General features: G+C 53.9%; 24 protein-coding genes, 1 tRNA gene and 1 pseudogene. 14 read left to right on the forward strand and 12 right to left on the reverse strand.

Features of this window, described 5'->3' with window-relative positions; all coding sequences use genetic code 11:
• Positions 1 to 213: 213 nt before the first annotated feature.
• Genes recA through HS100_01770 form a run of 4 tightly spaced genes read left to right on the forward strand, consistent with a single transcriptional unit; the run spans position 214 to position 4,068 of the window.
• Entirely contained in the window at positions 214 to 1,323 is a 1,110-nt protein-coding gene (gene recA, locus HS100_01755) for a recombinase RecA (GenBank protein ID MBE7432619.1), read from the forward strand.
• 39 nt (positions 1,324 to 1,362) lie between these two features.
• A complete protein-coding gene (locus HS100_01760; protein MBE7432620.1) occupies positions 1,363 to 1,893 on the forward strand; it encodes a hypothetical protein in 531 nt (176 codons plus the stop codon).
• A gap of 11 nt (positions 1,894 to 1,904) precedes the next feature.
• Positions 1,905 to 3,683: an anion permease gene (locus HS100_01765; protein ID MBE7432621.1), complete on the forward strand. Its 1,779-nt coding sequence runs from the start codon at positions 1,905 to 1,907 to the stop codon at positions 3,681 to 3,683.
• A gap of 16 nt (positions 3,684 to 3,699) precedes the next feature.
• Positions 3,700 to 4,068 carry a hypothetical protein gene (locus HS100_01770; GenBank protein ID MBE7432622.1) on the forward strand — a complete coding sequence of 123 codons (369 nt, stop codon included), beginning with the start codon at positions 3,700 to 3,702 and terminating at the stop codon, positions 4,066 to 4,068.
• On the opposite strand, the gene HS100_01775 is transcribed toward HS100_01770, so the two are convergent.
• On the reverse strand, positions 4,065 to 4,556 hold the full coding sequence (locus tag HS100_01775; protein ID MBE7432623.1) for a CoA-binding protein: 492 nt from the start codon (positions 4,554 to 4,556) through the stop codon (positions 4,065 to 4,067). The genes HS100_01770 and HS100_01775 overlap by 4 nt on opposite strands.
• Before the next feature lie 198 nt (positions 4,557 to 4,754).
• Between HS100_01775 and htpG the strand changes: the two genes are divergently transcribed.
• From htpG to HS100_01795, 4 genes are all read left to right on the forward strand, one after another.
• The gene (gene htpG / locus HS100_01780; protein ID MBE7432624.1) at positions 4,755 to 6,617 is read left to right on the forward strand and encodes a molecular chaperone HtpG; all 1,863 of its coding nucleotides are present in this window, start codon (positions 4,755 to 4,757) and stop codon (positions 6,615 to 6,617) included.
• A 76-nt stretch (positions 6,618 to 6,693) separates the two neighbouring features.
• Positions 6,694 to 7,062: a nuclear transport factor 2 family protein gene (locus tag HS100_01785; protein MBE7432625.1), complete on the forward strand. Its 369-nt coding sequence runs from the start codon at positions 6,694 to 6,696 to the stop codon at positions 7,060 to 7,062.
• A 124-nt stretch (positions 7,063 to 7,186) separates the two neighbouring features.
• Complete coding sequence (locus HS100_01790; protein MBE7432626.1) at positions 7,187 to 7,936, forward strand: DUF1349 domain-containing protein; 750 nt, start codon at positions 7,187 to 7,189, stop codon at positions 7,934 to 7,936.
• Between the two features lie 114 nt (positions 7,937 to 8,050).
• Positions 8,051 to 8,548, forward strand: a complete 498-nt coding sequence (locus tag HS100_01795; protein ID MBE7432627.1) for a hypothetical protein — start codon at positions 8,051 to 8,053, stop codon at positions 8,546 to 8,548.
• Between the two features lie 58 nt (positions 8,549 to 8,606).
• Here HS100_01795 and serC read toward each other — a convergent pair whose 3' ends face one another.
• Positions 8,607 to 9,698 (reverse strand): phosphoserine transaminase, encoded by a 1,092-nt coding sequence (gene serC, locus HS100_01800; GenBank protein MBE7432628.1) that lies wholly within the window; start codon positions 9,696 to 9,698, stop codon positions 8,607 to 8,609.
• Between the two features lie 325 nt (positions 9,699 to 10,023).
• Here serC and HS100_01805 point away from each other — a divergent pair, with 325 nt between their 5' ends.
• Together HS100_01805 and HS100_01810 are read left to right on the forward strand one after the other, a co-directional pair.
• Positions 10,024 to 10,932, forward strand: a complete 909-nt coding sequence (locus HS100_01805; protein ID MBE7432629.1) for a hydroxyacid dehydrogenase — start codon at positions 10,024 to 10,026, stop codon at positions 10,930 to 10,932.
• A 148-nt stretch (positions 10,933 to 11,080) separates the two neighbouring features.
• Positions 11,081 to 12,403, forward strand: coding sequence for a DUF1015 domain-containing protein (locus tag HS100_01810; GenBank protein ID MBE7432630.1), 1,323 nt, complete (start codon positions 11,081 to 11,083; stop codon positions 12,401 to 12,403).
• A gap of 34 nt (positions 12,404 to 12,437) precedes the next feature.
• Here HS100_01810 and HS100_01815 read toward each other — a convergent pair whose 3' ends face one another.
• The gene (locus tag HS100_01815) at positions 12,438 to 13,247 is read right to left on the reverse strand and encodes a hypothetical protein (protein MBE7432631.1); all 810 of its coding nucleotides are present in this window, start codon (positions 13,245 to 13,247) and stop codon (positions 12,438 to 12,440) included.
• A gap of 183 nt (positions 13,248 to 13,430) precedes the next feature.
• Positions 13,431 to 14,666 (reverse strand): annotated as a pseudogene (locus HS100_01820) (ISNCY family transposase).
• Positions 14,667 to 14,828: 162 nt separating this feature from the next.
• Here HS100_01820 and HS100_01825 point away from each other — a divergent pair.
• The gene (locus HS100_01825; protein MBE7432632.1) at positions 14,829 to 15,668 is read left to right on the forward strand and encodes a hypothetical protein; all 840 of its coding nucleotides are present in this window, start codon (positions 14,829 to 14,831) and stop codon (positions 15,666 to 15,668) included.
• A gap of 89 nt (positions 15,669 to 15,757) precedes the next feature.
• Positions 15,758 to 16,441 carry a transglycosylase SLT domain-containing protein gene (locus HS100_01830; protein ID MBE7432633.1) on the forward strand — a complete coding sequence of 228 codons (684 nt, stop codon included), beginning with the start codon at positions 15,758 to 15,760 and terminating at the stop codon, positions 16,439 to 16,441.
• Between the two features lie 9 nt (positions 16,442 to 16,450).
• On the opposite strand, the gene HS100_01835 is transcribed toward HS100_01830, so the two are convergent.
• Genes HS100_01835 through HS100_01845 form a run of 3 tightly spaced genes read right to left on the reverse strand, consistent with a single transcriptional unit; the run spans position 16,451 to position 19,250 of the window.
• A complete protein-coding gene (locus tag HS100_01835; GenBank protein ID MBE7432634.1) occupies positions 16,451 to 17,818 on the reverse strand; it encodes a sensor histidine kinase N-terminal domain-containing protein in 1,368 nt (455 codons plus the stop codon).
• Between the two features lie 53 nt (positions 17,819 to 17,871).
• Positions 17,872 to 18,549 carry a response regulator transcription factor gene (locus HS100_01840; protein MBE7432635.1) on the reverse strand — a complete coding sequence of 226 codons (678 nt, stop codon included), beginning with the start codon at positions 18,547 to 18,549 and terminating at the stop codon, positions 17,872 to 17,874.
• A 41-nt stretch (positions 18,550 to 18,590) separates the two neighbouring features.
• Positions 18,591 to 19,250 carry an RluA family pseudouridine synthase gene (locus HS100_01845; protein ID MBE7432636.1) on the reverse strand — a complete coding sequence of 220 codons (660 nt, stop codon included), beginning with the start codon at positions 19,248 to 19,250 and terminating at the stop codon, positions 18,591 to 18,593.
• 149 nt (positions 19,251 to 19,399) lie between these two features.
• Here HS100_01845 and HS100_01850 point away from each other — a divergent pair, with 149 nt between their 5' ends.
• Positions 19,400 to 19,591 (forward strand): hypothetical protein, encoded by a 192-nt coding sequence (locus HS100_01850; protein ID MBE7432637.1) that lies wholly within the window; start codon positions 19,400 to 19,402, stop codon positions 19,589 to 19,591.
• A 9-nt stretch (positions 19,592 to 19,600) separates the two neighbouring features.
• A complete protein-coding gene (locus HS100_01855; GenBank protein MBE7432638.1) occupies positions 19,601 to 20,416 on the forward strand; it encodes a hypothetical protein in 816 nt (271 codons plus the stop codon).
• A gap of 34 nt (positions 20,417 to 20,450) precedes the next feature.
• Here the strand turns inward: HS100_01855 and HS100_01860 are convergent.
• The 5 genes from HS100_01860 to frr all read right to left on the reverse strand — a co-directional run bounded on the left by HS100_01860 (position 20,451) and on the right by frr (position 23,722).
• A tRNA-Asn gene (locus HS100_01860) sits at positions 20,451 to 20,526 on the reverse strand.
• A 58-nt stretch (positions 20,527 to 20,584) separates the two neighbouring features.
• Entirely contained in the window at positions 20,585 to 21,577 is a 993-nt protein-coding gene (glpX, locus tag HS100_01865; protein ID MBE7432639.1) for a class II fructose-bisphosphatase, read from the reverse strand.
• A 9-nt stretch (positions 21,578 to 21,586) separates the two neighbouring features.
• The gene (locus HS100_01870) at positions 21,587 to 22,402 is read right to left on the reverse strand and encodes a phosphatidate cytidylyltransferase (GenBank protein MBE7432640.1); all 816 of its coding nucleotides are present in this window, start codon (positions 22,400 to 22,402) and stop codon (positions 21,587 to 21,589) included.
• On the reverse strand, positions 22,395 to 23,141 hold the full coding sequence (locus tag HS100_01875; protein ID MBE7432641.1) for an isoprenyl transferase: 747 nt from the start codon (positions 23,139 to 23,141) through the stop codon (positions 22,395 to 22,397). Before HS100_01875 ends, HS100_01870 begins: the two co-directional genes overlap by 8 nt.
• Positions 23,142 to 23,179: 38 nt before the next feature.
• The gene (gene frr / locus HS100_01880; GenBank protein MBE7432642.1) at positions 23,180 to 23,722 is read right to left on the reverse strand and encodes a ribosome recycling factor; all 543 of its coding nucleotides are present in this window, start codon (positions 23,720 to 23,722) and stop codon (positions 23,180 to 23,182) included.
• Positions 23,723 to 23,909 lie beyond the last annotated feature (187 nt).

Below are 23,909 nucleotides of genomic sequence, written 5' to 3' on the forward strand. Positions count from 1 at the left end.
CCACTTAAACTTTGCATCCTTGCGACTTTGCGTTAAAAAACCTTCCTATCAGACCCTTTAGCGCCTGAACCTAACACTTGGAACCTGAAACTTGGAACCTCTTTTCGACCTCTTGACGTTTAGAACAACTGTGCTATACTCGCCGTACCTTAACCCACCCGACCCCTGTCGAACCTGTATCCTTTGTGGTTAAGAAAAAATGGAGAAAAACACATGGCCAGAAAACGCGCCGCAGCCGCAGAGTCTGCACCCTCTCAAAACATCGATAACGCAAAACGCGCCGTTTTAGATAAAGCAGTCGGCGACATCCTCAAACGCTACGGCGACGGTTCCATTATGCGCCTCGGCGAAGCGCAAGGCATGGTGACCGAGATCATCCCCACCGGCTCGCTCTCCCTCGACATTGCCCTCGGCGTCGGCGGCGTTCCGCGCGGGCGTGTGATCGAAATCTACGGGCCTGAATCTTCCGGCAAGACCACGCTTTGTCTGCACATCGTCGCCGAAGCGCAAAAGGCGGGCGGCACGGCCGCTTTCATAGATATGGAACATGCGCTCGACCCCGTCTATGCCGCGCGCCTCGGTGTGGATATTGACAACCTGCTCGTCTCGCAACCCGATACTGGCGAACAGGCGCTCGAAATTGCCGAGACCCTTGTCCGTTCGGGCGCGGTTGACGTTGTCGTCGTTGACTCCGTCGCCGCGCTCGTCCCGCGTTCCGAGATCGAAGGCGATATGGGCGACGCCACAATGGGTGTTCAGGCGCGGCTCATGTCTCAGGCTTTGCGCAAACTCTCCGGCGCGATCAACCAGACCAAGACCTCCGTCATCTTTACAAATCAACTCCGCCAGAAGATCGGCGTCATGTTCGGCAACCCCGAAACCACCACCGGCGGTCAGGCTCTCAAGTTCTACGCCTCGCTCCGTCTCGACGTGCGCCGCATCCAGTCCATCAAACTGGGCGAGGAAGTCATCGGCAACCGCACCCGCGTCAAGGTCGTCAAGAACAAAGTCGCACCGCCGTTCCGCACCGCCGAGTTTGACATCATGTTCAACGAAGGCATCTCGAAGAGCGGCGATGTGCTCGACCTGGCGACCAAGTTCGAGGTCATCCAGAAGCGCGGCGCGTTCTTCTCCTACGGCGACATCCGCATCGGTCAGGGGCGCGAAAACGCCAAGGATTACCTGCGCTCCAACCCCGACCTGATGAACGAGATCGAGAGCGTCATCCGCCAGAAATCGTTGAGCGGCGAGATCGCCCTTCCGCTAGACATGGGCGACGGCGGAGGCGAAGAAGTCCCAGCCGGGAATGAAGAAGAAGCGTAAAATACAGTGGACACGGAAACGTGTCCACTTTTTCTTATGATGTCGTCCCGCTTCGTTCTTAGCCGATTCCTGATTCTCCCCTCCATCCTTTGTTTCGCTGCTGCTTGTTCCCCTCAACCCACGCCGACGCCTTTCCGCCCGCCGACAGCGATACAACCGACGGCGATTCCTCCAACGCCAACATCCACGCCCACACCCACCCTCCCGCCGACTCTGACTCCAGACCTCGGTCCCTGCACAAATGAATTGACCTTCCTCGACGACCTGACCGTCGAAGACGGCACAACCTTCACCCCGGGCGCAGCCATTGATAAACAATGGCTCGTCCAAAACGACGGCACCTGCGATTGGGACTCAACCTACAAACTGAAATGGGTCGGCGGTTATACATTGGGCGTCAGCGAAGAACAGCCGTTATTCCCCGCCCGATCCGGGGTGCAAGTCACATTGCGCATCGTTTTCACCGCTCCCACCGAACCGGGGACGTATCAAACCGTCTGGCAGGCTCTCGACCCGGATGGGAATATATTTGGCGATACTGTATACATGGAAATTATTGTAACGCCTTAATCGGATATCTGATGACCTTGGAACAGTGGCTTGTCTTTGGCACGCTTTTACTCACCCTCGTCCTTTTCGTCACCGGGCGCTGGCGGTATGACGTGGTTGCCTTGCTGGCGCTGCTTATCGTCACATTGACCGGGCTGATTCCAATCGAACAGGCTTTTATTGGCTTTGGCAACCCCGCCGTTGTGACGGTAGCGGCTGTACTTGTCCTCAGTCGCGGCTTGCAGAATTCGGGCATTGTTGGCATGATCGGATACTGGCTTTCCAGTCTTAAGGGGGGTGTAATTATTCAACTTGCAGCCTTGACAGCCATTGTGGCATTTTTATCGGCATTCATGAATAATGTAGGTGCCTTGGCTTTAATGCTGCCGGTTGTGCTGCAGATATCGAAAACGAAAAAGATCCCCGCCTCAACGCTGTTGATGCCGCTGGCTTTCGCATCCCTGCTTGGCGGCATGACCACTCTGATCGGAACACCGCCGAATATCATTGTTTCATCCTTCCGCGAGAGCACAGGCGCGCCACCTTTTGCCATGTTCGATTTCACGCCTGTCGGTACGGGTGTAGCGGTTGCAGGCATTCTGTTCATTATTCTCATCGGCTGGCGGCTCATCCCCGCCCGTAAAAGCAGATCGGATGTCGAGGGCTTGTTCGATATCGAAAACTACATCACCGAAGTAAAAATCCCCAAGAAATCAAGTGTGGACGGTAAAAGGTTGCACGAAATCGCAGATTTTTCCAAATCCGAAGTGATCGTGATCGGGTTGATTCGCGGCAGCGAGCGCCGTATGGAGCCGTCCGCACAGACCAAGCTGCTTTCGGGGGACATCCTCATTGTCAGCGCCGATGCTGAGAACATCAAAAAACTGATTGAAACTTCAGGACTGGAACTCGTTGGTGACAAGGAGATCCCGCCGTCAGAGCTCGATTCCGATGACGTCACCCTCTTCGAAGGTGTGGTGATGCCAAACTCGATCATGATTGGCGGCACGCCGCGTACGCTCAATCTGCGCGGAAGTTATGGTGTCAATCTGCTGGCGATCTCTCGCCAGGGAAAACTTTTACGTGCCAGGCTCGATAGCACCCGTTTCCAAAATGGGGATGTATTGCTTTTGCAAAGCCATGTGGATACTCTTAAAGAAGTCATGGATCGGCTTGGATGCCTGCCGCTTGCCCAACGCGATCTGCGCCTCGTTACTCCAAAGGGACAGCTGTATCTTGCCCTCGGTATTTTTATTTCCGCCTTGATCATTTCTGCCATTGGGCTGCTCCCTGTGCAAATGGCATTCACTGCTGCCGTGCTCCTGATGGTTTTGACCAGGATCGTCAACCTGCGAGAAGCCTATGAAAGCGTGGACTGGTCAATTATTATCCTGCTCGGTGCGATGATCCCTGTCGGTACAGCGCTGGAAACGACCGGTGGTGCGAAATTGATCGCTGAGTCGATCCTGCAAGTATCGGCGGGACTGCCTCCTGCGGCAGCTTTGATCATTGTTTTAGTGGTCACCATGTTCCTTTCGGATCTGGTGAATAATGCGGTTGCGGTCGTGCTGATGGCGCCAATTGCCATTGGCATCGCGCAGGGAATGTCCGCTTCGGTTGATCCATTTTTGATGGCGATCGCGATCGGTGCGTCATGCGCGTTCCTCACGCCGATTGGACATCAATCCAATACGTTGGTGATGGGACCCGGTGGATATAAGTTCGGTGATTACTGGCGAATGGGATTGTCGTTGGAAGCCATCGTTCTATTGGTTTCGATTACCTTGATTCTGGTGTTTTGGCCTTTATAAAAGGAGTTATATAATCATGCCCGCTCAAAATGAACTCCCCGCCGTCTTTGAAAACCTCAAAGCCATCCTCAAGCCGTACGCCAAAAAGCTGACCGTCAAGAACGACACGAAGAGCGCGTACTATCTCGACGGTCCATACAGTGAAAAATGGAAGAAGGAACTGTATTTCGCTTCAACGCATATCAAAAAGAATTACGTTTCCTTCTATCTCATGCCGGTTTACATGTATCCCGACCTGTTAAATAGTATCTCTCCCGAACTCAAGAAGCACATGCAGGGCAAGTCCTGCTTCAACTTCAAAAAGGTCGAGAGGGAACTGTTCGAGGAGTTAAGTCAACTCACGAAGCGGGGGTTCGAAAGAATGATGAAAGAGGAGTATTCCTAATTCACGCTCATAAAGCCGAACAATTTCCAAAGCCCGCGCATCAATTTGTGACCGCCGTCGGGATTCAAATACTGGTTGGGGCACGAGCCGGGGATGACGGCGATGCCGTTGGCTTTGCACACATCCACTGCGGATTGGGAGACGCTGGTCATGCTTTGAACCAAGCCGGGCTTGGTGCCCATCATGCAGTGCATCCAGACGTGCTTAATTCCCAAATCCACGCATTGATTCACAACCTGGTCGGTCACTTTGGGGCTGGTGAGAATGAAGACAGCGTCCGGCTTGGACGGAATCGATTTCAGGTCGGGGTAACAGGCGTCGCCCTGGAAGGAGGCGATGCGCGGGTTGACCGCGAAGACTTCGTAACCCGCATCCTTGAATCTTTGATAGGCCATATTACAGCCCGTTTCGCGTTTGTCCGAAACACCCACAACGGCGATCCGTTTTTGGGCGAGAAAATCTTGAACCATTCCATCGAGCTTCGACATTCGTATTCTCCTTTATCCATGCGCAGCAGACGATATAGAACGTCTTCTGCGCGCCTAGTTCGTTTTCTTTAAAAATTATAGGCTTTACGACCCTCCCGCCAAAGTGACAAAGGTCACCAGGATGGGCGGATTCTCTTACGAAATTTTTACGCAAGCCGGATATAACAAGGTAACAACTTCGTCCTCCAGGAGGCAGACATGACGGATACCGCCCCCCAGCAATTCAACTTCAAGGCAGAGACCAGGCAGCTGCTGCATATCCTCATCCATTCGCTGTATAAGGACCGCGAGGTCTTTTTGCGCGAACTGATCTCGAACGCCTCGGATGCGATCAACCGCCTGCGATTCGAGATGCTGACGACACAGGATGTGGTCGATCCCAAAGCGGAACTAAAGATCCATATCAAAGCCGACAAAGACAATCGCACGCTCACGATCACGGATACGGGAATCGGCATGACGCGCGAGGAGATCATCGACCATCTCGGCACGATTGCCCAATCCAGCGCGCGGAGGTTTCTGGAAACGGCAAAGGAAAAAAGCCTCGATGCTTCCGGGATGATCGGTCAGTTCGGCGTGGGATTTTATTCGGTATTCATGGTCGCGGAGTGGGTACGGGTCACGTCGCGTTCCTTCCACCCGGATGCACCGGCGGTGAGTTGGTATGCAACCGGAGATGACTCATATGAAGTGGGTCCGGCTGAAATGACCGAACGAGGAACGCAGGTCGAGATCAAACTCAAAGAGGACGCGGCGGAATTTGCCGAGGAATATCGCGTCAAGAACATCATCCACAAACATTCCGATTACATCGGCTTTCCCATTTATGTTGGGAGCGAGGAAAAGCCGGTAAACAAACAGACGTCGCTGTGGCGCACGGCTCGCAATGAAATCAAGGAGGAGGAATACAAGGATTTCTACCGTCAGACGACGCTGGATTTCGAAGACCCGCTCCTGCACATCCACATGGTCACGGATGCGCCGGTGCAGTTGTATGCGTTGTTATATATTCCTGCCAAAGCCGAGCGGAATATGTTCTCGCTTCGCAAGGATGACGGCTTGAAGTTGTACTCGCGCAACATCCTGATCGACGAGTACAACAAGGATTTATTGCCCGAGTATCTGCGCTTCGTTCAAGGCGTGGTGGATTCGGAGGATTTGCCGCTGAATGTGTCTCGCGAGACCGTGCAATCGAGCGGCTTGATACCGAAACTGAAAAAGGTGTTGACCAATCAGGTCATCAAGGAGTTGGAGTCACTGGCAAAGAAGGACGCTGAGAAATATAACAACTTCTGGAATGAGTTCGGCGTTTATCTCAAACAGGGCATCGCCGCCAGCCCGGCGGATGCCGAGACGATCACGCCTCTTTTGCGGTTCAAGACAAATCTCCAGCCCGAAGCCTGGTCCTCGCTGGAAGAATACGCTTCGCGCATGAAGGATGGGCAGAAGGTCATTTACTACATTGTGGGCGAAGACCCCAAATCCGTACTGCAGAGCCCGCACCTGGATGCGTTCCAAGCGAACAAGACGGAAGTCCTGCTTCTGACCGAGCCAATGGATTCGTTCATGTTGATGGGTCTGCGCAAGTTCAAGGACTTTGAGTTGAAAAACGTCGCCGGGGCGGAAGTTGATGGGGCTGACCAGCCCAGGGCGGAGTCTGAGGCGGAGAAAATCCCGGAAGGCGAGTTCAATTCGCTCATCGAGAAGTTCAAGCAGGTATTGGGCGAGCGGGTCACAGACGTGCGCGCGAGCAAGCGGCTAGTTCAATCCGTGGCGCGGCTGGTGGATGCGGATGCCAGTTCAAATCCCGACCTGCAGCGGGTGTATAAATATCTCGGTAAAGAGTACGAGATTCCGAAAAAGGTATTGGAGTTGAATCCTTCGCACGAGATTTTGAAGAACCTGCTCAAACTTGAAGCAGGCTCGAACTTGCAAACCATCGTGATCGAGCAGATCTTCGACAGCGCGTTGCTGGTGGAAGGTCTGCATCCCGACCCGTCGAGCATGGCGCCGCGCGTGCAGCAGATCATCGAGGCGGCGCTGGCAGGCGGAAAGATTTAACCTTATAGGACACAGAGAGCACGGAGAAAAGTTTTTGGATTTCTCCGTGCTCTCCGTAGTAAAAAGGAGACACATCATGAGCCCAGCGCGTTTGTCGAAGGTCGAAGCAGGGGTGAGGATCGTGATCGAATTCAATGATGCGTTCAATCGCCACGATGTTCCCGGCATGATGGAGTTGATGGCGGAGGACTGCGTCTTCGAGAATACGCATCCCGCGCCGGATGGGACGAGATTTTCCGGCAAAGCCGCCGTGACTCGTTTTTGGGAGGAGTTCTTCCGCGAGTCTCCACAGGCGCACATAGAGATCGAGGAAATCTTCGGCTTGGGGAATCACTGCGTGATGCGCTGGAAATATTCGTGGGGCGACGGTCACGTGCGCGGCGTGGACATCTTCAAGATTCAGGACAAACTGATCAGCGAAAAGCTATCGTACGTCAAGGGGTGAAAAAACAAAATACGGAAGTTTGTCACTTTCGTGATGCGTTTTCGATTCTCTATAATGGATATGCATTGATCTGGCGATGCGGGCGTTTGCCTGCATATGCAATCACTCCAAAAAGGAAATGTCCATGAAAAGAATCCTGATTGTCGCAATTGTCACGTGCATCATTCTGGTTTTGACAGCTTGTAACTCGCCCGCCCCCACGCCCACCGAACCGCCTCCCCCGCCGCCGACGGATACACCCGTCCCGCCCCCACCCACCGCCACACTTGAGCCGACGGCCACGCCCGACCCGCTCCTCTTCCGCGACGATTTCGACGGCAAACTTGCAGAAGGCTGGTCGTGGACGAACAAAGACGACCGGTATTACAGCTTTACGAACAATCCCGGTTGGCTGGAGATGAGCGCCCAACCCGGCTACATCGGCGGAACAGTAAAGAACCTTCTACTTCGCCCTGCACCGGAGGGAAATTACGAACTGGAAACGAAGGTGAACTTCACGCCCGAAGGCAACTTCCAGATCGCTGCGCTTGTGATCTACGAAAGCGGACCGAACTTCGTTCAGTTCGGACGCGCCTTTTGTGGTCCATGTCCTGCCAAAGACGGTTTCTACTTCGACCTCTTTGTTGACGGCAAATTCGGCGGGGAGAATTTCGCCACTCCCATCACCGAGACCGATACCGTTTCACTGAGACTCCGCCGCGAAGGAAGCTCCTACACCGGTTACGCCAGCCTGGACGGAACAAACTGGCAGGTGATCGGCACGCATCAATCGCCGATGACGGCGGGTTTCGTCGGGTTGACCGCCGCGCAGGCGACCGACACCGAACCTGGTCCAGCGCAGTTCGATTATTTTACGATCACGGCCTTGCCATAAGGTCATCAAAGACGATGGGCTGCCATGCGGAATGGCTGTCCATTCTTATCATTAGGAGAAGCATTGAAGCGATTTTCCTTTTCCTGTATCCTGCCTATACTTCTTGCCGCTTGCATGTCAACCTCTACGGAAATGCCGATTCAGGGACTCGAAGCGACTGCAGCCCAGGTCCGCAAGGGCGGTTATAAGAATACAACCTACTTGATCGAAGGTCAATTCGTGCCGCTTGTAGATGGTTTTTTCGAAATCGAATCTGCGCCGGGTTCTGCGACAAGGATCACCACCCGCTATTTTGGAAACGAAGCCTTCGGCGACTTGAACGGCGACGGCATGGAAGATGTCGCCTTTCTCCTCACTCAGTCCTCCGGCGGAAGCGGGACTTTTTTTTATGTGGTCGCCGCTGAACAAACCGAAACGGCGTATTTGGGCACAAACGCTGTCTCCCTGGGTGATCGCATCGCACCGCAAACAACCAGCATCGAAAACGGAATCATCACCGTCAACTATGCAGACCGATACCCCGACGAGCCGTTCACCGTCCAACCATCGTTGGGTGTTTCGAAATATTTAAGGGTCATTGACAATATTCTCATCGAAGTACGAAAACCTTGAGATGAACTAACAAACAAAAAGACCTCCGGATTTCGGAGGTCTTTCACAAATTTACCGTCTAACCATTCTTCCGCTGAAATTCCTTCATAAACTTCGAGAGTTCCTGTGCGCCTTCAACCGTCATCGCGTTATAGACTGAAGCGCGCATCCCGCCCACGGAGCGATGTCCCTTCAAGCCGATCATCCCTTCCTTCTTGGCTTCTTTGGCAAACGAGTCTTCAAGGGCTTCGCTGGGCAGCCGGAAAGTAATGTTCATCAGGGAGCGGGCTTCGGGTTTGACGTGTCCGCGATAGAACCCGCCGCTTTTATCGATGGCTTCGTATACCACGCCCGCTTTTTCGCGGTTGCGTTTTTCGACAGCCGCCAGACCGCCGATCTTCTTCGCCCACTTGAAGACCAGCCCTACCATATAGATTGCGAACGAAGGCGGTGTATTATGGAGCGACCCGCTCTCGGCGAGAATCTTGTAATCGAGCATCACAGGCAGGTTCGCTGGCGTGCGCGCCAGCATATCGTCACGGATGACCACCACCGTCACGCCGGAGGGACCCGCATTCTTCTGCGCGCCCGCGTACATCAACGCATACTTTGAAACATCGATCGGCCGGCTGATGAAATCGGATGAAACGTCGCAGAGCAAAGGCACACCGTCGGGCGGGACCGGCTCATTGAAGAATTCCACGCCGTGAATGGTCTCATTCGATGTGAAATGCAGATACGCAGCTTTTGGGTCGAGGTCGAGTTTTGCAGGCAGGCTGTTGAAGTTTTCCGACTCCATATCCGCGGCGGCGCGGGCTGCGCCGAGTTTTTTCGCTTCCTTCAACGCGATCTTGCTCCACGACCCAGTCACGATGTAATCGGCCGACGCGCCAGACGCGCGCAGGTTCATCGGCGCCATCGCAAATTGCAGGGTCGCGCCTCCCTGCAGAAACATCACCTTGTAATTCGACGGGATGCCCAGCAGTTCCCGCAGGTCCGCTTCCGCAGTTTGGATGACCGCTTCGAATTCCTTCGAGCGGTGGCTGATCTCCATTACAGACATTCCCGTACCGTTGAAATTGAGCAACTCCGCCTGCGCCTCCTGCAGAACCTCCAAAGGAAGCGCACCCGGACCCGGATTGAAATTATGGACTCGTTTTAGCTCGGACATTGATTCAAACTCCTGTTATTGAATGAATTGAACAAAAAGCGCCTCACCCAAAGGCTTGGGCCTGATTCTCCTTCGAAAGGCAGTTGTCTAAACCGATCCATTTTCTTGGAAATCAGACAACGCCATCCAAATCATTATAAATTTTGTCAGACAAATCTACAAGAACAATAAGCACTACTCCCGCCTGATTAATATCGTTGACAAAGAAAATTCCCATTGTTAGAATGACCGATGTGTTGCGCATGAATTCACAAACAGGAACTTCGCCGCTTCGGCGGTTCGGTTCCTGTTATTAATTTCAAGCCTTTGCATCAGGAGACAACCAATGAAAATCATTATCTGCGACAAAACGGAAAAGGAATACATCGAACAGATGCGCGCCGCCGGGTTGACCGTGGATGTCCGCGACGACATCACACCCGAACAACTCATGGTCGAATTGCCAAATTACGACGGCATGGTCGTCCGCTCGCGCACCAAGGTCCGCAAAGACCTGATCGATGCCTGCCCCAATCTCAAGGTTATCGTCCGCGGCGGCGCCGGACTTGATACCATCGACCACGAATATGCCAAGCAAAAAGGCATTGTGGTAATGAACACCCCGCTCGCCAACTCCAAATCCGTTGCAGAACTCGCCATCGGATATATGTTAATGCTGGCGCGCTCGCTCTTTACCGCATCCGCCACCATGAAAGCCGAAAAATGGGAAAAGAAAACCTTCAACGGAGATGAGATCGGCGGCAAGACTCTCGGTCTGATCGGCATCGGCAACATCGGCAGGGAGGTTGCCAAGCGCGCCATCGCCATGGAAATGAGTGTGGTGGCTTACGACCCTTATGTCAAGGAAACAGATAAGGGCATCAAACTCGTCTCGCTCGACGAATTGCTCGCTCAAGCTGACTACATCAGCCTACACCTGCCCAAGACCAAAGAATCCGCCAACATGATCAGCAAGGAACAATTTGCCAAGATGAAGAACGGGGTCCGCATCGTCAACTGCGCGCGCGGCGGAATTGTCAACGAAGAGGCGCTCCACGAAGCGCTGACCAGCGGTAAGGTCGCCGGAGCCGCGCTGGACGTCTTCAACGAAGAGCCCCCCACCGACTGGAAGCTCGCCAAACTCGACAACGTCATCGCATCCCCGCATATTGGCGCAGCGACAAAGGAAGCCCAGGCTCGCGTCGGCGCGGAAGTGGCTGAGAAGTTGATCGCCTTCTCGAAGAACGGAAGATAATAAATTCTGGTGGTCGAGTAAGTCGAGGCAATAGCCGAAACTGTATCGAGACCACCAATTTCAAATTTACTTTTAGTTTGTGGTCTCGATACGCCCCGCAAAGAACAACGGGGCTACTCGACCACCAAGCATACGAGGAAACCTTATTATGAAAATCATCAGCGATATTGGTATTCAAATCCCCACCGTGTATTTGCCCAAACCCGGCACCGTCCTGCAAAAATGGGCGGTGATCGCCTGCGACCAGTTCACCTCCGAGCCGGAGTATTGGAATGACGTCGAGAAGATCGTCGGTGATGCGCCATCGACCTTGCGCCTGACCTTCCCTGAAGTGTATCTCGAAGGCGAAGGCGGCGATGAACGCATCAAAAATATTCAAGCGGCGATGAAGAAATACATGGATGAAGGCATCCTCCAGCCGCATGATGGATTTGTGTATGTGGAGCGCAAGACCCTGCGCGGCAAGACCCGCAAGGGACTGATGCTTTGCCTCGACCTCGAACGCTATGATTACAACAAAGGCTCCTCCAGCCTTATCCGCGCCACCGAAGGGACGATCATTGACCGCCTCCCGCCGCGCATTAAGATCCGCGAAGGCGCGATGCTCGAATTCCCGCACATCCTTGTGTTAATCGACGATCCGAACAAAACCGTCATCGAACCGTTGACCGAGGCAAAGTCCAAGTTCCAGAAGTTGTATGATTTTGATCTAATGCTTGGCAGCGGTCACCTCGCCGGGTATGCAGTGAACGCGGATTTTGAAAATAAAATCGTCGAAGCCCTGCGCGGACTTGCCAAACCCGAAACCTTCGCCTCAAAATATGATCTTGACTCGAATCAGCCCATTTTGCTTTTTGCCATGGGCGACGGCAATCACTCACTCGCCACTGCCAAAGCCATTTGGGAAAAGATCAAGGGTGAAGTCAGCATGGATCACCCCGCTCGTTATGCCCTGGTTGAAATTGAAAACGTCCACGATGAGGCGTTGGAATTTGAGCCAATTCACCGCGTGTTGTTCGGTTTGAAGAAAGATGTCTTTGCCGAGATGCAGTCCTTCTTCGGCGCGAATTACAAGTACACTGCCGTTGCCAATGGCGCGGAGATGACTCAACGTGTGGATGCTGCCTCTGGCGGAAATCAACTCATCGGCGTGGTCGGAGGCGGACAGCAGTTCGGCGTGATCGAGATAGCCAATCCGTCCACCAATCTGGCGGTTGGAACGCTGCAAGCCTTCCTCGACCCATTCGTGAAGAACGGCGGCGCGGAAAAGATAGATTACGTCCACGGCGAAGATGTGGTCGAACGCTTGTCGCTGCAAAGCGGGAATGTCGGCTTTTATCTGGCGGGCATGCACAAGAACGAATTGTTCAAAACCGTCATCCTCGACGGCGCCCTGCCACGCAAGACGTTCTCGATGGGTGAAGCGAAGGAAAAACGCTTCTATATGGAAGCAAGGAAGATAACAGAATGAAAAGAGATGGAGCTCAGGCTCCATCTCTTTCTTCTCACAAGGATAATTTATTTCTCAGCCATGTCTTTCGATCCACGGTCGACTCTTCATTCAATCCATGTCCGGCTTTATAAATCTTCTTCTCCTTCGGTTCCTTAGCCGCTGAGAAGAATTCGTCCGCACGGTCGAGCGGAACATGGAAGTCATCGTTACCGAATTGAAATAAGATCGGAGAAGGTGCAAGGTCCGCGATATGGTTGATCGGATCGATGAGAGACATCTCAGTAAGAAAAACTTCCCGAGCCGCCCCCTCCAATTTCGGCATATACAGATACCAGTCCGGGAAGCGAGGCGTGGCTGCCATGATGACGTAATGGCTGGGGCGTTTGTCCAAACTCCCGGCGAGAATCCCGTACATGCCGCCAAAATCATGACCGACAAGGGCGAAGCGCGAAGGGTCGGCGTTTGGCTGTGAGGTCAGAAAATCCATGAAGCGCCGTTCGTTGATGATTTCCTCCATCGAGTTTTGCATGTCGTCGGATTGCGTCCGTTTCAGGAAGAAATCCGGGTCGGACCAAAGCGTTTCAACGGTCAGGCAGATCGCGCCAGCCTTTGCCATTTCGATGGCTTCTTCAACGAACTGGCTGCGGTTGGAATCTGGCGCTTCCGGTTCGTACCAATGGAGGAAGAGGATCAACGGATGCGGGCCGCCTTTTTCAGGCACGAATAATCCCGCCATGCGGCGATAACCAAACGGGGATTGAAAGACAAGCAGGTTTTTGGAATAGCCGTTTTCAGCCTTTTCGCCGAGCAGGCGTACATCGGACGGCTTCAGTCTGGGGTAATCCTTCATCCGGGGCAGCATGATCTCTCCTTCGTTCGGTTTGAAGCATTATAGGCTCAAAGCCCGCCGGGGATGCCCTCCTGCAGGAGGGAGTTATTTTCCCCCTGTTAGCCCAAAGTAGAAATGTCACCCATTGTCCAAGATAGAAATGTCCCCGCCCCGCGGGGCGGGGACATTGGCGCGATTTTTGAAAGGAAATCCCTTGCGCCACGGGTGGTCGGGAGCAGGTTTGAAAGGGATGCGAGCTTTGATCTCAGCGTCCACATCTTTTGCCGTCACGACTTTGGACTGCCTGGTCTGTTGATGGTAGATTTCATAAGGCAGGGGTTTCCCCTTGTACAAAATAGTGATCTGTTGCTGAGCGTTAACACACACCGTGACAGAAGCGTTACGCAATGCGTAGGCAGGGCGGTCGGTCTGGATCTGATACACAACTTTTTCAAACTGCACAGTCAGGTTCTTTGAAATCGTGCGGACCTCCTGCCAGGTCAGAATGGCAGCCAGGTCATCTTTTGGAGTTAAGGCGCGATGGGCATTGACGGAACTACGCGGTTCCACCGCAAAGCGTTGATTGAAATCCGAGATAAACTCAGACAGGTAAGCATTGCCAGCCGTCATGTTTGAAATACCGCGCAAACGCAACTCTTTCACCAAGCGGTCTTGCAGGGTTTGAATAACCCGTTCCACGCGTCCCTTGGCTTGCGGTGTATTGGCGCAAATGACCTGGATGCCCAGATCCTGCATGGCACGTCCAAACTGCGTCAGAGCCTCTCCCTGCCCAACGGAAGCTTGATTGACCCGAAAAATGCCGTGTTTGTCGTTGTAGAAGGCGACGGGCTTGCCATGCTGCCTGAAATAGCCCTCGGCGGCTTCGCTGTAACTGAAAAAACTCTCGTTCACGGCAAAATGCAATTGTTGCAGTTTCCCGCTCGCGTCATCGATAAACACCAACAAGACACAGGCTTCTGCTCGCCCTTCGAACCAAGCATGTGGCGAGCCATCGATTTGCACCAGTTCACCCACACAGGCGCGCCGTTCTCGCAGTTGGTGGACCACAGCTTTCTTCGCTCGGCGGGCTTTCCACAAACCCTCTGCGATCATGAGCTGACGCACGCTTTCCACCGAGATCTTGAGCTTCTCCTTCTCCACCAACTTCTCCCATGCCAAGGTTGGTCCGAACCCCTTGTACTTCCCTGTCAACAAATCCAGTGTTTTTCTCAACACTTTTTCATCCAGACGATTGTTCCCCCTTCGCCCGCGATGTTTGCAGACCAGTCCTTTGGTTCCTTCACGACGATATGACTTCAACAAGCGTTTGATCTGACGCACACTCACGCCTAGTATGGTACTGGCTTCTTTCTGGCTCAGGCGTTTCTCCTGCAACTTTTGCATCACTTCCAAACGGCTGATTTCCTTGCTGCTCATCTGCAATATCTCCATTTCGCGTCCTCCAGAAAGGGGACATTTTAACTTTGGCGAAAAGGGACATTTCTACTTTGGACTAACAGAGTTATTTTCCCCCTTGACACGGCAGAATATTTGTTCTAAAATCCATGTCGTAAATAGAACATTTGTTCAGTCACTTTCGACAAGGAGGTCGAAATGAGCAACTACCGACGTAATCCGCTTGGAGATGGTTTGAGGCGACTTTGGAATGGCATCGTCTATAACCGGCAGTTCAACCGCGGCGCGGCGTGGGGCGCGATGATCATCGGCGCCCTGCTGGCATTCGAGATTTTCAATTTCAGCACAACCCAGTATGCCCTCCACGACATGCTCGGCGATCTGACCTTCGCTGGCATGAAGTGGTCCACCATTCTCGCCATCGCGTTCTGCGGGATCGACTTCGCGGGGATTGCCCGCATCTTCACGCCCGAACAGGGACGGGATGAGCCCGCCGAGGTCTGGTACCTCTTCGGCGCGTGGTTTCTTGCCGCCGGTTTTAACGCCACCCTCACCTGGTGGGGCGTTTCCGTGGCAATTGCCAGCAACGGCAACATTCAGGGAACCGCAGCGATGAGCTCGGAAACTCTCACCAAAGCCGTGCCCATCTTCGTCGCTTTCATGGTCTGGCTGGTGCGGCTTCTAATCATCGGCACGTTCTCGCTGGCAGGCGACCGTCTCTTCACGACTGCAAATGCAAACGAGTATCGAAGCACATACAACAACCCGCCGAGACCCCAACCGCAACCGCGGCCGGTTTATCAGAATCAGGCTCCGCGCCCCAATCAATACAATCAACCCGTCAACCAGCCTGTCCTGCGTCCTGCTTCGCAGATCAACCGCCCAGTCAATCCGGTTCCATCGCAGAGCAATTTCCGCCCGGCGCCAAAGCCCATTTCGTCACAGCAGACTTCCTTCATCCCGCCCGAACCGACCTATCATCCCGTTTCATTTGAAGCAAGGAACTCTGAAGGCAACGACCGGCGTTACGATGCCTGAATAAAATCCGCAGGGCGTTCCCTGCAATCAAACAATCGAATATAAACTTTTCGAGCCGGGTCCTTTTGACCCAGAAAAGAGCCACAGACATGCCCCGCGCTCGTTCCACAAAAATGCACCGGGAAACAGCTGTCATCCCTCAAGAAATCGGGAGCGGCTGTTTTTCTGGCTTTACGATCATTCCACTTGTCGTCGTCTTCACCAGTTTCCTTCTCGCCTCCATGGTTTTACAGACCAACCTAAATCAAATGGGAACGATGCCTGATTCCATCCCTTCAAACCTTTCCCCGATATTCCGGCAGGAAGTTCTCCATTGGTCCGATTCCATCGCCAGATGGGCATCCGCCTCGAACCTGGACCCGAACCTGGTCGCCACCATCATGCAGATCGAATCCTGTGGAGATCCACGCGCCACATCCAGCGCAGGCGCAATGGGACTTTTCCAGGTTATGCCTTTTCATTTCCATGCCAATGAGAATCCCTACGACCCCGAGACCAATGCCCTGCGCGGACTCAGCTACCTCGCCCGCTCCCTCGCCGCAGCGAACGGAGACGCCCGCCTCGCCATGGCAGGCTACAACGGCGGGATCGGCGTCATCCCACGCGCCGAATCGACCTGGTCGGCTCAAACGAAGCGGTATGTGCAATACGGCCTGCCCATCTATATTGATGCGATCAGTGGGGTCAATCCCAGCAATGCTCTGAACGAATGGTACTCAAGGTACGGAGCCAGCCTCTGCCATCAAGCCGCTCAACGCCTTGGCCTGCCTTAGGCGTCCCGCCTACTTCAACACATTCAACCAAATCACGAACGTCGTCCCATCCCCTTCCTTCGATTCCACCTTGATCTGCCCGCCGTGCTGTTCCACGATCCATTTCGTGATGGATAACCCCAAACCAAATCCGCCCGCCTTGGACCGCGTGCGTGATTTCTCAGCGCGATAGAATCGGTCGAAGATGTAGGGTAAATCCTCGGCAGGGATTCCCGGTCCCGTGTCCCGGACAATGAGCCGCGCCTGTTCGCCAATTCGCGAAAGACTCAGGAATATTTCGCCGCCGTGCGGTGTGTATTGAATCGCATTCGCCACCAGGTTCAGAATGACCTGTTTCAACCGGTCGCGGTCGCCGTTGACAACGGCCTCGTCGATTTGATTGAGGTGCAGTCTCACTTTATTTCCAGCCAGCACGCGCGTTTCAGTGAATACTTCAGTCAGTAAAAGGTCGAGTTCGACTCTTGAAAAATTCAGCGGCAACTTGCCAGATTCCGCCTGAGCCAGCATGAGCAGGCCGCTGACCAGCCGATTCAACCTGCCCGCCTCCTGGTCGATGCTATTTAGAAGGTCTTCGTCAGCTTCCTTCAATTTGCGCATCAGGTCTACATTGCCCTTGATGACCGTCAGAGGCGTGCGCAACTCATGGCTTACATCCGCAAGGAAGCGCTGCTGGGACGTGAACAATGATTCCAGGCGTTCCAAAGTTTGGTTGACCGAAATGACCATGTCTGCAACATCATCCCGTATTCCGCCGTGCATCGGTATGCGGCGCGACAGGTCGTCTGCGCGGTTGATCTGATCCACCGTGTCAGCAATGGTCTGCAGCGGAGCAAGCGCGCGGCCAAGCACCACCCAAGAACCCCACATCACCAATGCAACAGCGACCACGGCTATCAGGATCATGATCGAAAGCAGGTTCGAACGGGTGGCATCCACCACCGCCAGGCTCGCGCCGACCTGCAAGGTGCCGATGATGCGGTTCCTCAATTTGAGGGGGACGGTCAACACACGCAGATGCACCCCATCGAGGTAGGAATCTTCATACATCGTTTTCCCCAATTGCAATCCCACGGGGTCGAGCGGCTTGTTCAACGCACCGATGCTCGGAGAAGTGGAGATCAATTCCCCATCCGTGTTCCAGACCTGCACATAGGCATTCGCAGTCATATCCAACTGCGGCAGGCTGACCATATTCAACCCGCCCGTCGAATCGACAGTCGTCGCCCGCGCGATCTCGCGCGCCACGCCCGCCAGCATCGTATCCACCTGGTTAAGAAGGATGACATTGACCAGAATGTATACCGCCGCCCCGAAGACGAGTAGGATTCCGCCCATGAAGATGGAATAAAGCAGGGTAAGGCGGAGGCGCAAGGACATTAAATACTTTGGGCAAGCTCAATATAAATCTAATTTTGGAGTTGGTCTCTTGACTACGGGTTTTCCCTCAAGACATATCCTACGCCGCGGACGGTATGAATCAGTCGAGGCTCATTTTCCGCCTCAAGCTTCTGCCGCAAATAACGGATATACACTTCCAACACATTGCTCTCGCCGCCGAAATCATAACCCCATACGCGGTCGAAGATCACTTCACGGGTCAACACCTGCTTGGGATGGCGCAGAAAAAGTTCCAACAGTTCATACTCTTTTGCGGTCAATGCTACAGTGCGGTTGCCGCGTGTTGCCTGACGGGAGCCGGTATCCAGTGAAAGGTCGGCAAATTTCAGAACCGGAATCCGCTCCGGTTGCGTCCGGCGCAGAAGCGCGCGCACACGAGCCAGCAACTCATCCAGATTGAACGGCTTGACCATGTAATCGTCCGCACCGGCATCCAAACCCTGAATGCGGTCCTGAACGGTATCCTTCGCCGTCAGCATCAATATCGGGATCGAGCCGCCCTGCCGCAACCGGTGACAAACCTCCAAGCCATCCATGCCGGGCAGCATCCAGTCCAAAATCACGAGGTCGGGGGTATGGTCGCGAGCCGCGATCAGACCCATGCGTCCATCCGTGGCGGTATCCACCGTATAACCTTCGTATGCCAGACCCCGCTGCAACATTTTCAAGATCGCCTGGTCGTCTTCGATGATGAGGATTCGCTCGTTCATGGCATTGCTCCTTTGCAAAAATATACCATAAATTCACAGGCTCATCTGTCCTGCAATATACGCACTGCCCGTTGAAGATCATCGGGATAAGCCGCGCGAAAAGTCGAAACTGCGTTCGTAACAGGGTGTGCAAAAGTCAACGACCAGGCATGCAAAGCCGGTCTTGTGATGATTGGGGATTCTGGCGCGCTGTATAGGATATCTCCCAGAAGCGGATGGCCCATCGCGTACGCATGGACGCGAATCTGATGCGTTCTACCCGTAACGGGCGACGCCTCCACCAACGCCGAATCCTGCCAGCGTTCCAGAATCCTGAACCTCGTCTCGGCTTTGACTCCGTTCCGGCCATCCACCACGGTACGATGTTTGTGCCCCACATTGACCCGCAGCGGAAATTTGGTCACCTTCTCATCCCACTTTGGGACTCCGTTCACGATGGCATGATAAATCTTTTCCACCTCATGTTTCTCGAATTGGATGTTCAACGAACGATGCGCTTCCGCCGTCAGGGCAAAGACGATAATTCCGCTCGTGCCTTTATCCAGGCGATGGACCACCCATATCCTCCCGAACTGCTCTTCCAGGATTTTGGCGAGATAGGGTGTTTCCTGACTCCATCCCTCCGAAAGAACGGACAAATCCGCAGGCTTGTTAATTACCAACAGGGATGAATCACGATGCAGGATTTGCATGTTTTTCATCTGACTCTTTGATGAAGCCCATTCAGTGGGGATTCCATACTTTTGCCTCTGGTCAATTTTACCCTTTCGTAGTTGAATTCCCGCAACTGTAAAATCTCCCGATCTTGCAGGAAAACCAGCGTATTTGATTGCTTGAATATAGAGGAGTCATGAACCTATCAATTCTCCGCCAAGTGAAGCAAAACCTTCACGACTGGCTCGAAAAACGGCGCAAAGCCGAGCTCGAACGGATTCAAGAACGACTCAATCAGGAACAATGGCAAAACTCACTTGCAAACCGGGCACACGAATCCGATCTTGCCGCCGGGTACAACCTCAGTCACTTCAATACAATGCAGTAAAATCCCTTTATGGAAGAACAATCAACCAACAATCCCTTTCTCATAGATTCTCTCAACCATCCCCTTGCCGGTCCCATTCGCAAACTACTCACCCGGGAGGGACGGCGCGAGCTAAACCAGATCATCATCGACGACGAGGAAAACATCCTGCAGGCGCTCGAAGCCGGAATCGAAATCGATTCAGTCTATTATGCCGGTGATGAGACCATTTCAGACGAACTTCGCAAGAAACTCACTGCCGGGGCGACGATCCACGAGGTTGCAAAACGTACCACCAAGAAACTCTTCGAGAACGACAAAATCTCACGCATCTTTGCCATTGCAACCACTCCCAAACCACTTGGGTTGGATGTTTTCAAGTCCATCAAAAAAGACATCGTGGTTCTCGAGGACCTCAGCATCTCGGGCAATATTGGCAATATCACCCGCACGTCGCTTGCGCTGGGCATTGGCGGCATCCTGCTCCTCAACATGGACCCGGTCGACCTGTACGACCGTCGCCTCATCCGCGCGAGCCGGGGCTACCTCTTCTCCCTGCCGATGATCACAGCCTTGACAAAAGATTTTCTCGATTACTGCAATAAGAACAATGAAACCCTGCTTGTCATGGACATGGATGCGGACAGAACCATCGACGATATTTCCACCATAGAGAACCGGCTGTTGATCGCGTTCGGCAGCGAAAAGGAAGGCTGCTCCCCTGAGATCGAAGGTGCTGCCGCTCTCAAGGCGCGCATCCCGATCAACGCCCGCGTCGAGTCGCTCAATGTATCCGCCTCGGCGGGAATTACTTTGTACAGCCGTTCGAAATTCAACTTGAAATAAAGAACCGTCCTCAAAATCGAGGACGGTTTTTGTATGGCTCCTGGCAGAGGACTTGAACCTCTAACCTAGCGGTTAACAGCCGCTCGCTCCGCCGATTGAGCTAGCCAGGAACGCGAGCGATATTATATGTAGGTGGAGTTGGAATGTCAAGCAGTTTTCACATCATTATCAATAACGCACCGAACTTAGATTATCCAGCTTATCCGTCGTGTGCGTGGCGATGATCTCGCGGATGGTGCCGGTCAGCCCGCGCACGACGAGGGTGTCGGTGGTGATCCGGTCGCCGAGATAGCGCACGCCTTTGAGCAATTCGCCGTCGGTGATGCCGGTGGCGGCGAAGAAGACATCTTCTGAAGAGACCAGGTCGTTCATCGTCAATACTTTATCGAAATCGTATCCGGCTTCGCGTCCGCGATTCAACTCGGCTTCGTCGCGCGCATAAAGTTTCCCTTGAATCTCACCGCCCATGGCGCGCAACGCGCACGCCGCGATGACTCCTTCAGGGGTGCCGCCAATGCCGAGCAATACATCAACGCCTGCATCGGGCCAGGCGGTCATTAATGCCGCCGCCACGTCGCCATCGGGGATTTGGCGGATGCGCGCGCCGGCCTTGCGGATTTCGGCGATCATCTCCGCATGGCGCGGACGGTCGAGGATGATCGTTGTCAGATCTTCAATGGCTCTGCCTTTCGCCTTTGCGATCGCCTGCAAATTCTCAGTAATCGATTTTTCGATGTTGATCCTGCCCTTGCCTTCCGGTCCCACCGCGATCTTGTCCATGTAAACAAAAGGTCCCGGGTCGAACATCGTCCCGCGCGGAGCCAATGCCACTGTGGCAAGCGAGTTGGAACGACCAAAGGCTAAAGGGCGAGTCCCGTCAATGGGGTCCACCGCAACATCCACGTCCGGTTTGGAGCCGTTGCCGACTTTCTCCCCGTTATACAACATCGGAGCCTGATCCTTTTCGCCTTCCCCAATGACAATGACTCCGCTCATATCCACTGTGCCGAGGATGAGGCGCATCGCATTCACCGCGGCCTGGTCTGCCCCTTCCTTATCTCCCCTCCCCATGAAGCGACCCGCCATCATCGCCGCCGCTTCGGTGACGCGCGCCAGTTCGAGCGCGAGATTCCGTGTGGGTGTTGCGCCGAGAACTTCCATGAGATCCTCCTAATTAAGAATGAACCAGGTGAGAAAATAAAATCCGATGGGCGCCCCCCAGATCCACGAATCGATGCGGTCGAAGAAACCGCCGTGACCCGGGATGATATCGCTCGAGTCCTTGATGCCGGACTGGCGTTTGATCATACTTTCGCCGAGGTCGCCCAGGGTGGGCAGCGCCCCGAGCAGCAAACCGAGGATCGCGCCCTGCCAGATCGTAATATCGCTTTGCAAATTTCCGAAGGTTTTGAATACCCAGACGTACAATGCGCCGGTGTGCGCGCCGGTGAAAACACTGGCCGCGTAGCCCTCCCAACTTTTTTTGGGGCTGAGGCGCGGCGCCAATTTATGTTTGCCATACGCGCGCCCGATGGAATATGCGCCCGAGTCTCCCGCCCAAACACAGAACATCACGAGCATGAACCACCAGCCGCCTTCGGGAAGGTTGCGTAAGTCGAGGAGATAGGAGCCGACCCAGCCGACATACACGATCCCGCCGACCGTGACTCCAAAATCAAGCGCGGACTGGTCACGTCCGCGCTCGTATTTGATTAAATGAACCGCCATTGCGATGAGAATGGCGGCGGCAAAAACGGGCTGCGCATAATCCGGGAAGAACATGCGGGCAAAGGTTACCACGGCCACCCCGCCTGTAGTTACAACCATGTTTGGCTCGAATTTCACCGCGCGGAAAAGATGCACATATTCCCATGCTGCGCCAATTAGAAACGTCCCCATGAGGAGGTAATAAAAGATGCCGCCAATGACAATGGCAGGAACGCCGAGCAAAGCCAGCCCAAGCGCCGTGAACAATCGTCTACGCATTGGATTCCTGGAGTTCCCCCGAAGATACCTTTCCATAACGCCGGTCGCGGTGGGCAAAATCCTCCAGCGCGCGGCGATATTCTTCTTTATCGAAGTCGGGCCAGAAGGTCGGCGTGATATACCATTCGGAATACGCCGCCTGCCAGATCAGGAAGTTGCTGACGCGCAATTCGCCCGATGTGCGGATGATCAAATCCGGGTCGGGGACGCCGGCCGTAAAAAGATATTGGTTCACGAGTTCGTCCGTCACCGCATCGGCGGGAATCCCGTCCTTGATGATTCGCTGGATTGCGTAGACGATCTCGTCCCGTCCGCCGTAGTTGAACGCTACGTTGAGGACAAGCTTGTTATTATTTTTCGTCAACTCGATGGCATCCAAAACCTTTTTTTGAATTTTGGGATCGAGCCGCTCGAGACGGCCGATATGGCGAAGCTGCACACCCTGGGAATTCAACTCGCCCAGTTCGCGGTCGATGACATCCTGCAGGATGAACATCAGTCCCTGCACCTCTTCAGGCGGGCGTCCCCAATTTTCCGTTGAAAAAGCGTAGATCGTAAGATACTTCACGCCGAATTCCACCGTGGCGCGGATGACGCGGCGCAGGTTTTCCGTCCCGGCTTTGTGACCGGCAAGCCGCGGAAGTCCGCGTTGAAGCGCCCAACGTCCGTTGCCGTCCATGATCATGGCAACGTGCCGGGGAATCTTTTCAGGCGGAATATTTAAAGGTGTGTCTGCCATAGGGTTGACCGACCGTTCGCGGTTGTCCGTGAAGCGGTTCAGACTTCCATGATTTCTTTTTCTTTATTCTGTCCCAATTTGGCGATCTCTTCGACGTATTTGTCGGTGAGCTTTTGCAGGTCCTCCTCGCCGCGTTTGAGATCGTCTTCGGTGATGAGTTTTTCCTTTTCGTATTCGCGGATGTCGTTGTGCAGGTCGCGGCGCACGTTGCGGATGGCGATGCGCGCTTCTTCGAGCCGGTGGTTCATGTGTTTGACAAGGTCGCGTCGGCGCTCTTCCGTAAGGGGAGGCAGGTTCAGGTGGATGACCTTTCCGTCAGAGTTGGGATTCAATCCGAGGTCCGAAACGCGAATCGCTTTCTCGATATCCTTCAAAGAGCCGCCATCGAAAGGCTTGATCGTCAATGTGCGCGGCTCGGGCACCGAGATGGACGCAAGGTTCTGGAGAGGCGTGGGGGTGCCGTAATATTCCACGGGAAGCTTTTCCACCAATGCCGGGCTGGCGCGCCCGGTGCGGATGCCGTTTAAATCGTCGACAAGGGATTGGATCGCGCCGTGCATTCGGGTTTCGGCGTCTTTCATCAGGCTCTTGATCTCGTCTGTGCTCACGATCTTCCTCCGAAAAAAAATTTACGAACCAAGGATACCCCAAAACATAAAAATAGGCTATGGGATGGGAATTTTTTGATGGTTTATGATGAATTTGGAGAGTCTCTCAAACATAAATACCTCTCCCCTGTCATCCGATGGAGAGAGGCGTCGATTCAGT

Source organism: Anaerolineales bacterium (genome assembly GCA_015075725.1).
In the GTDB taxonomy this organism is placed as follows: Bacteria; Chloroflexota; Anaerolineae; order Anaerolineales; family Villigracilaceae; genus Villigracilis.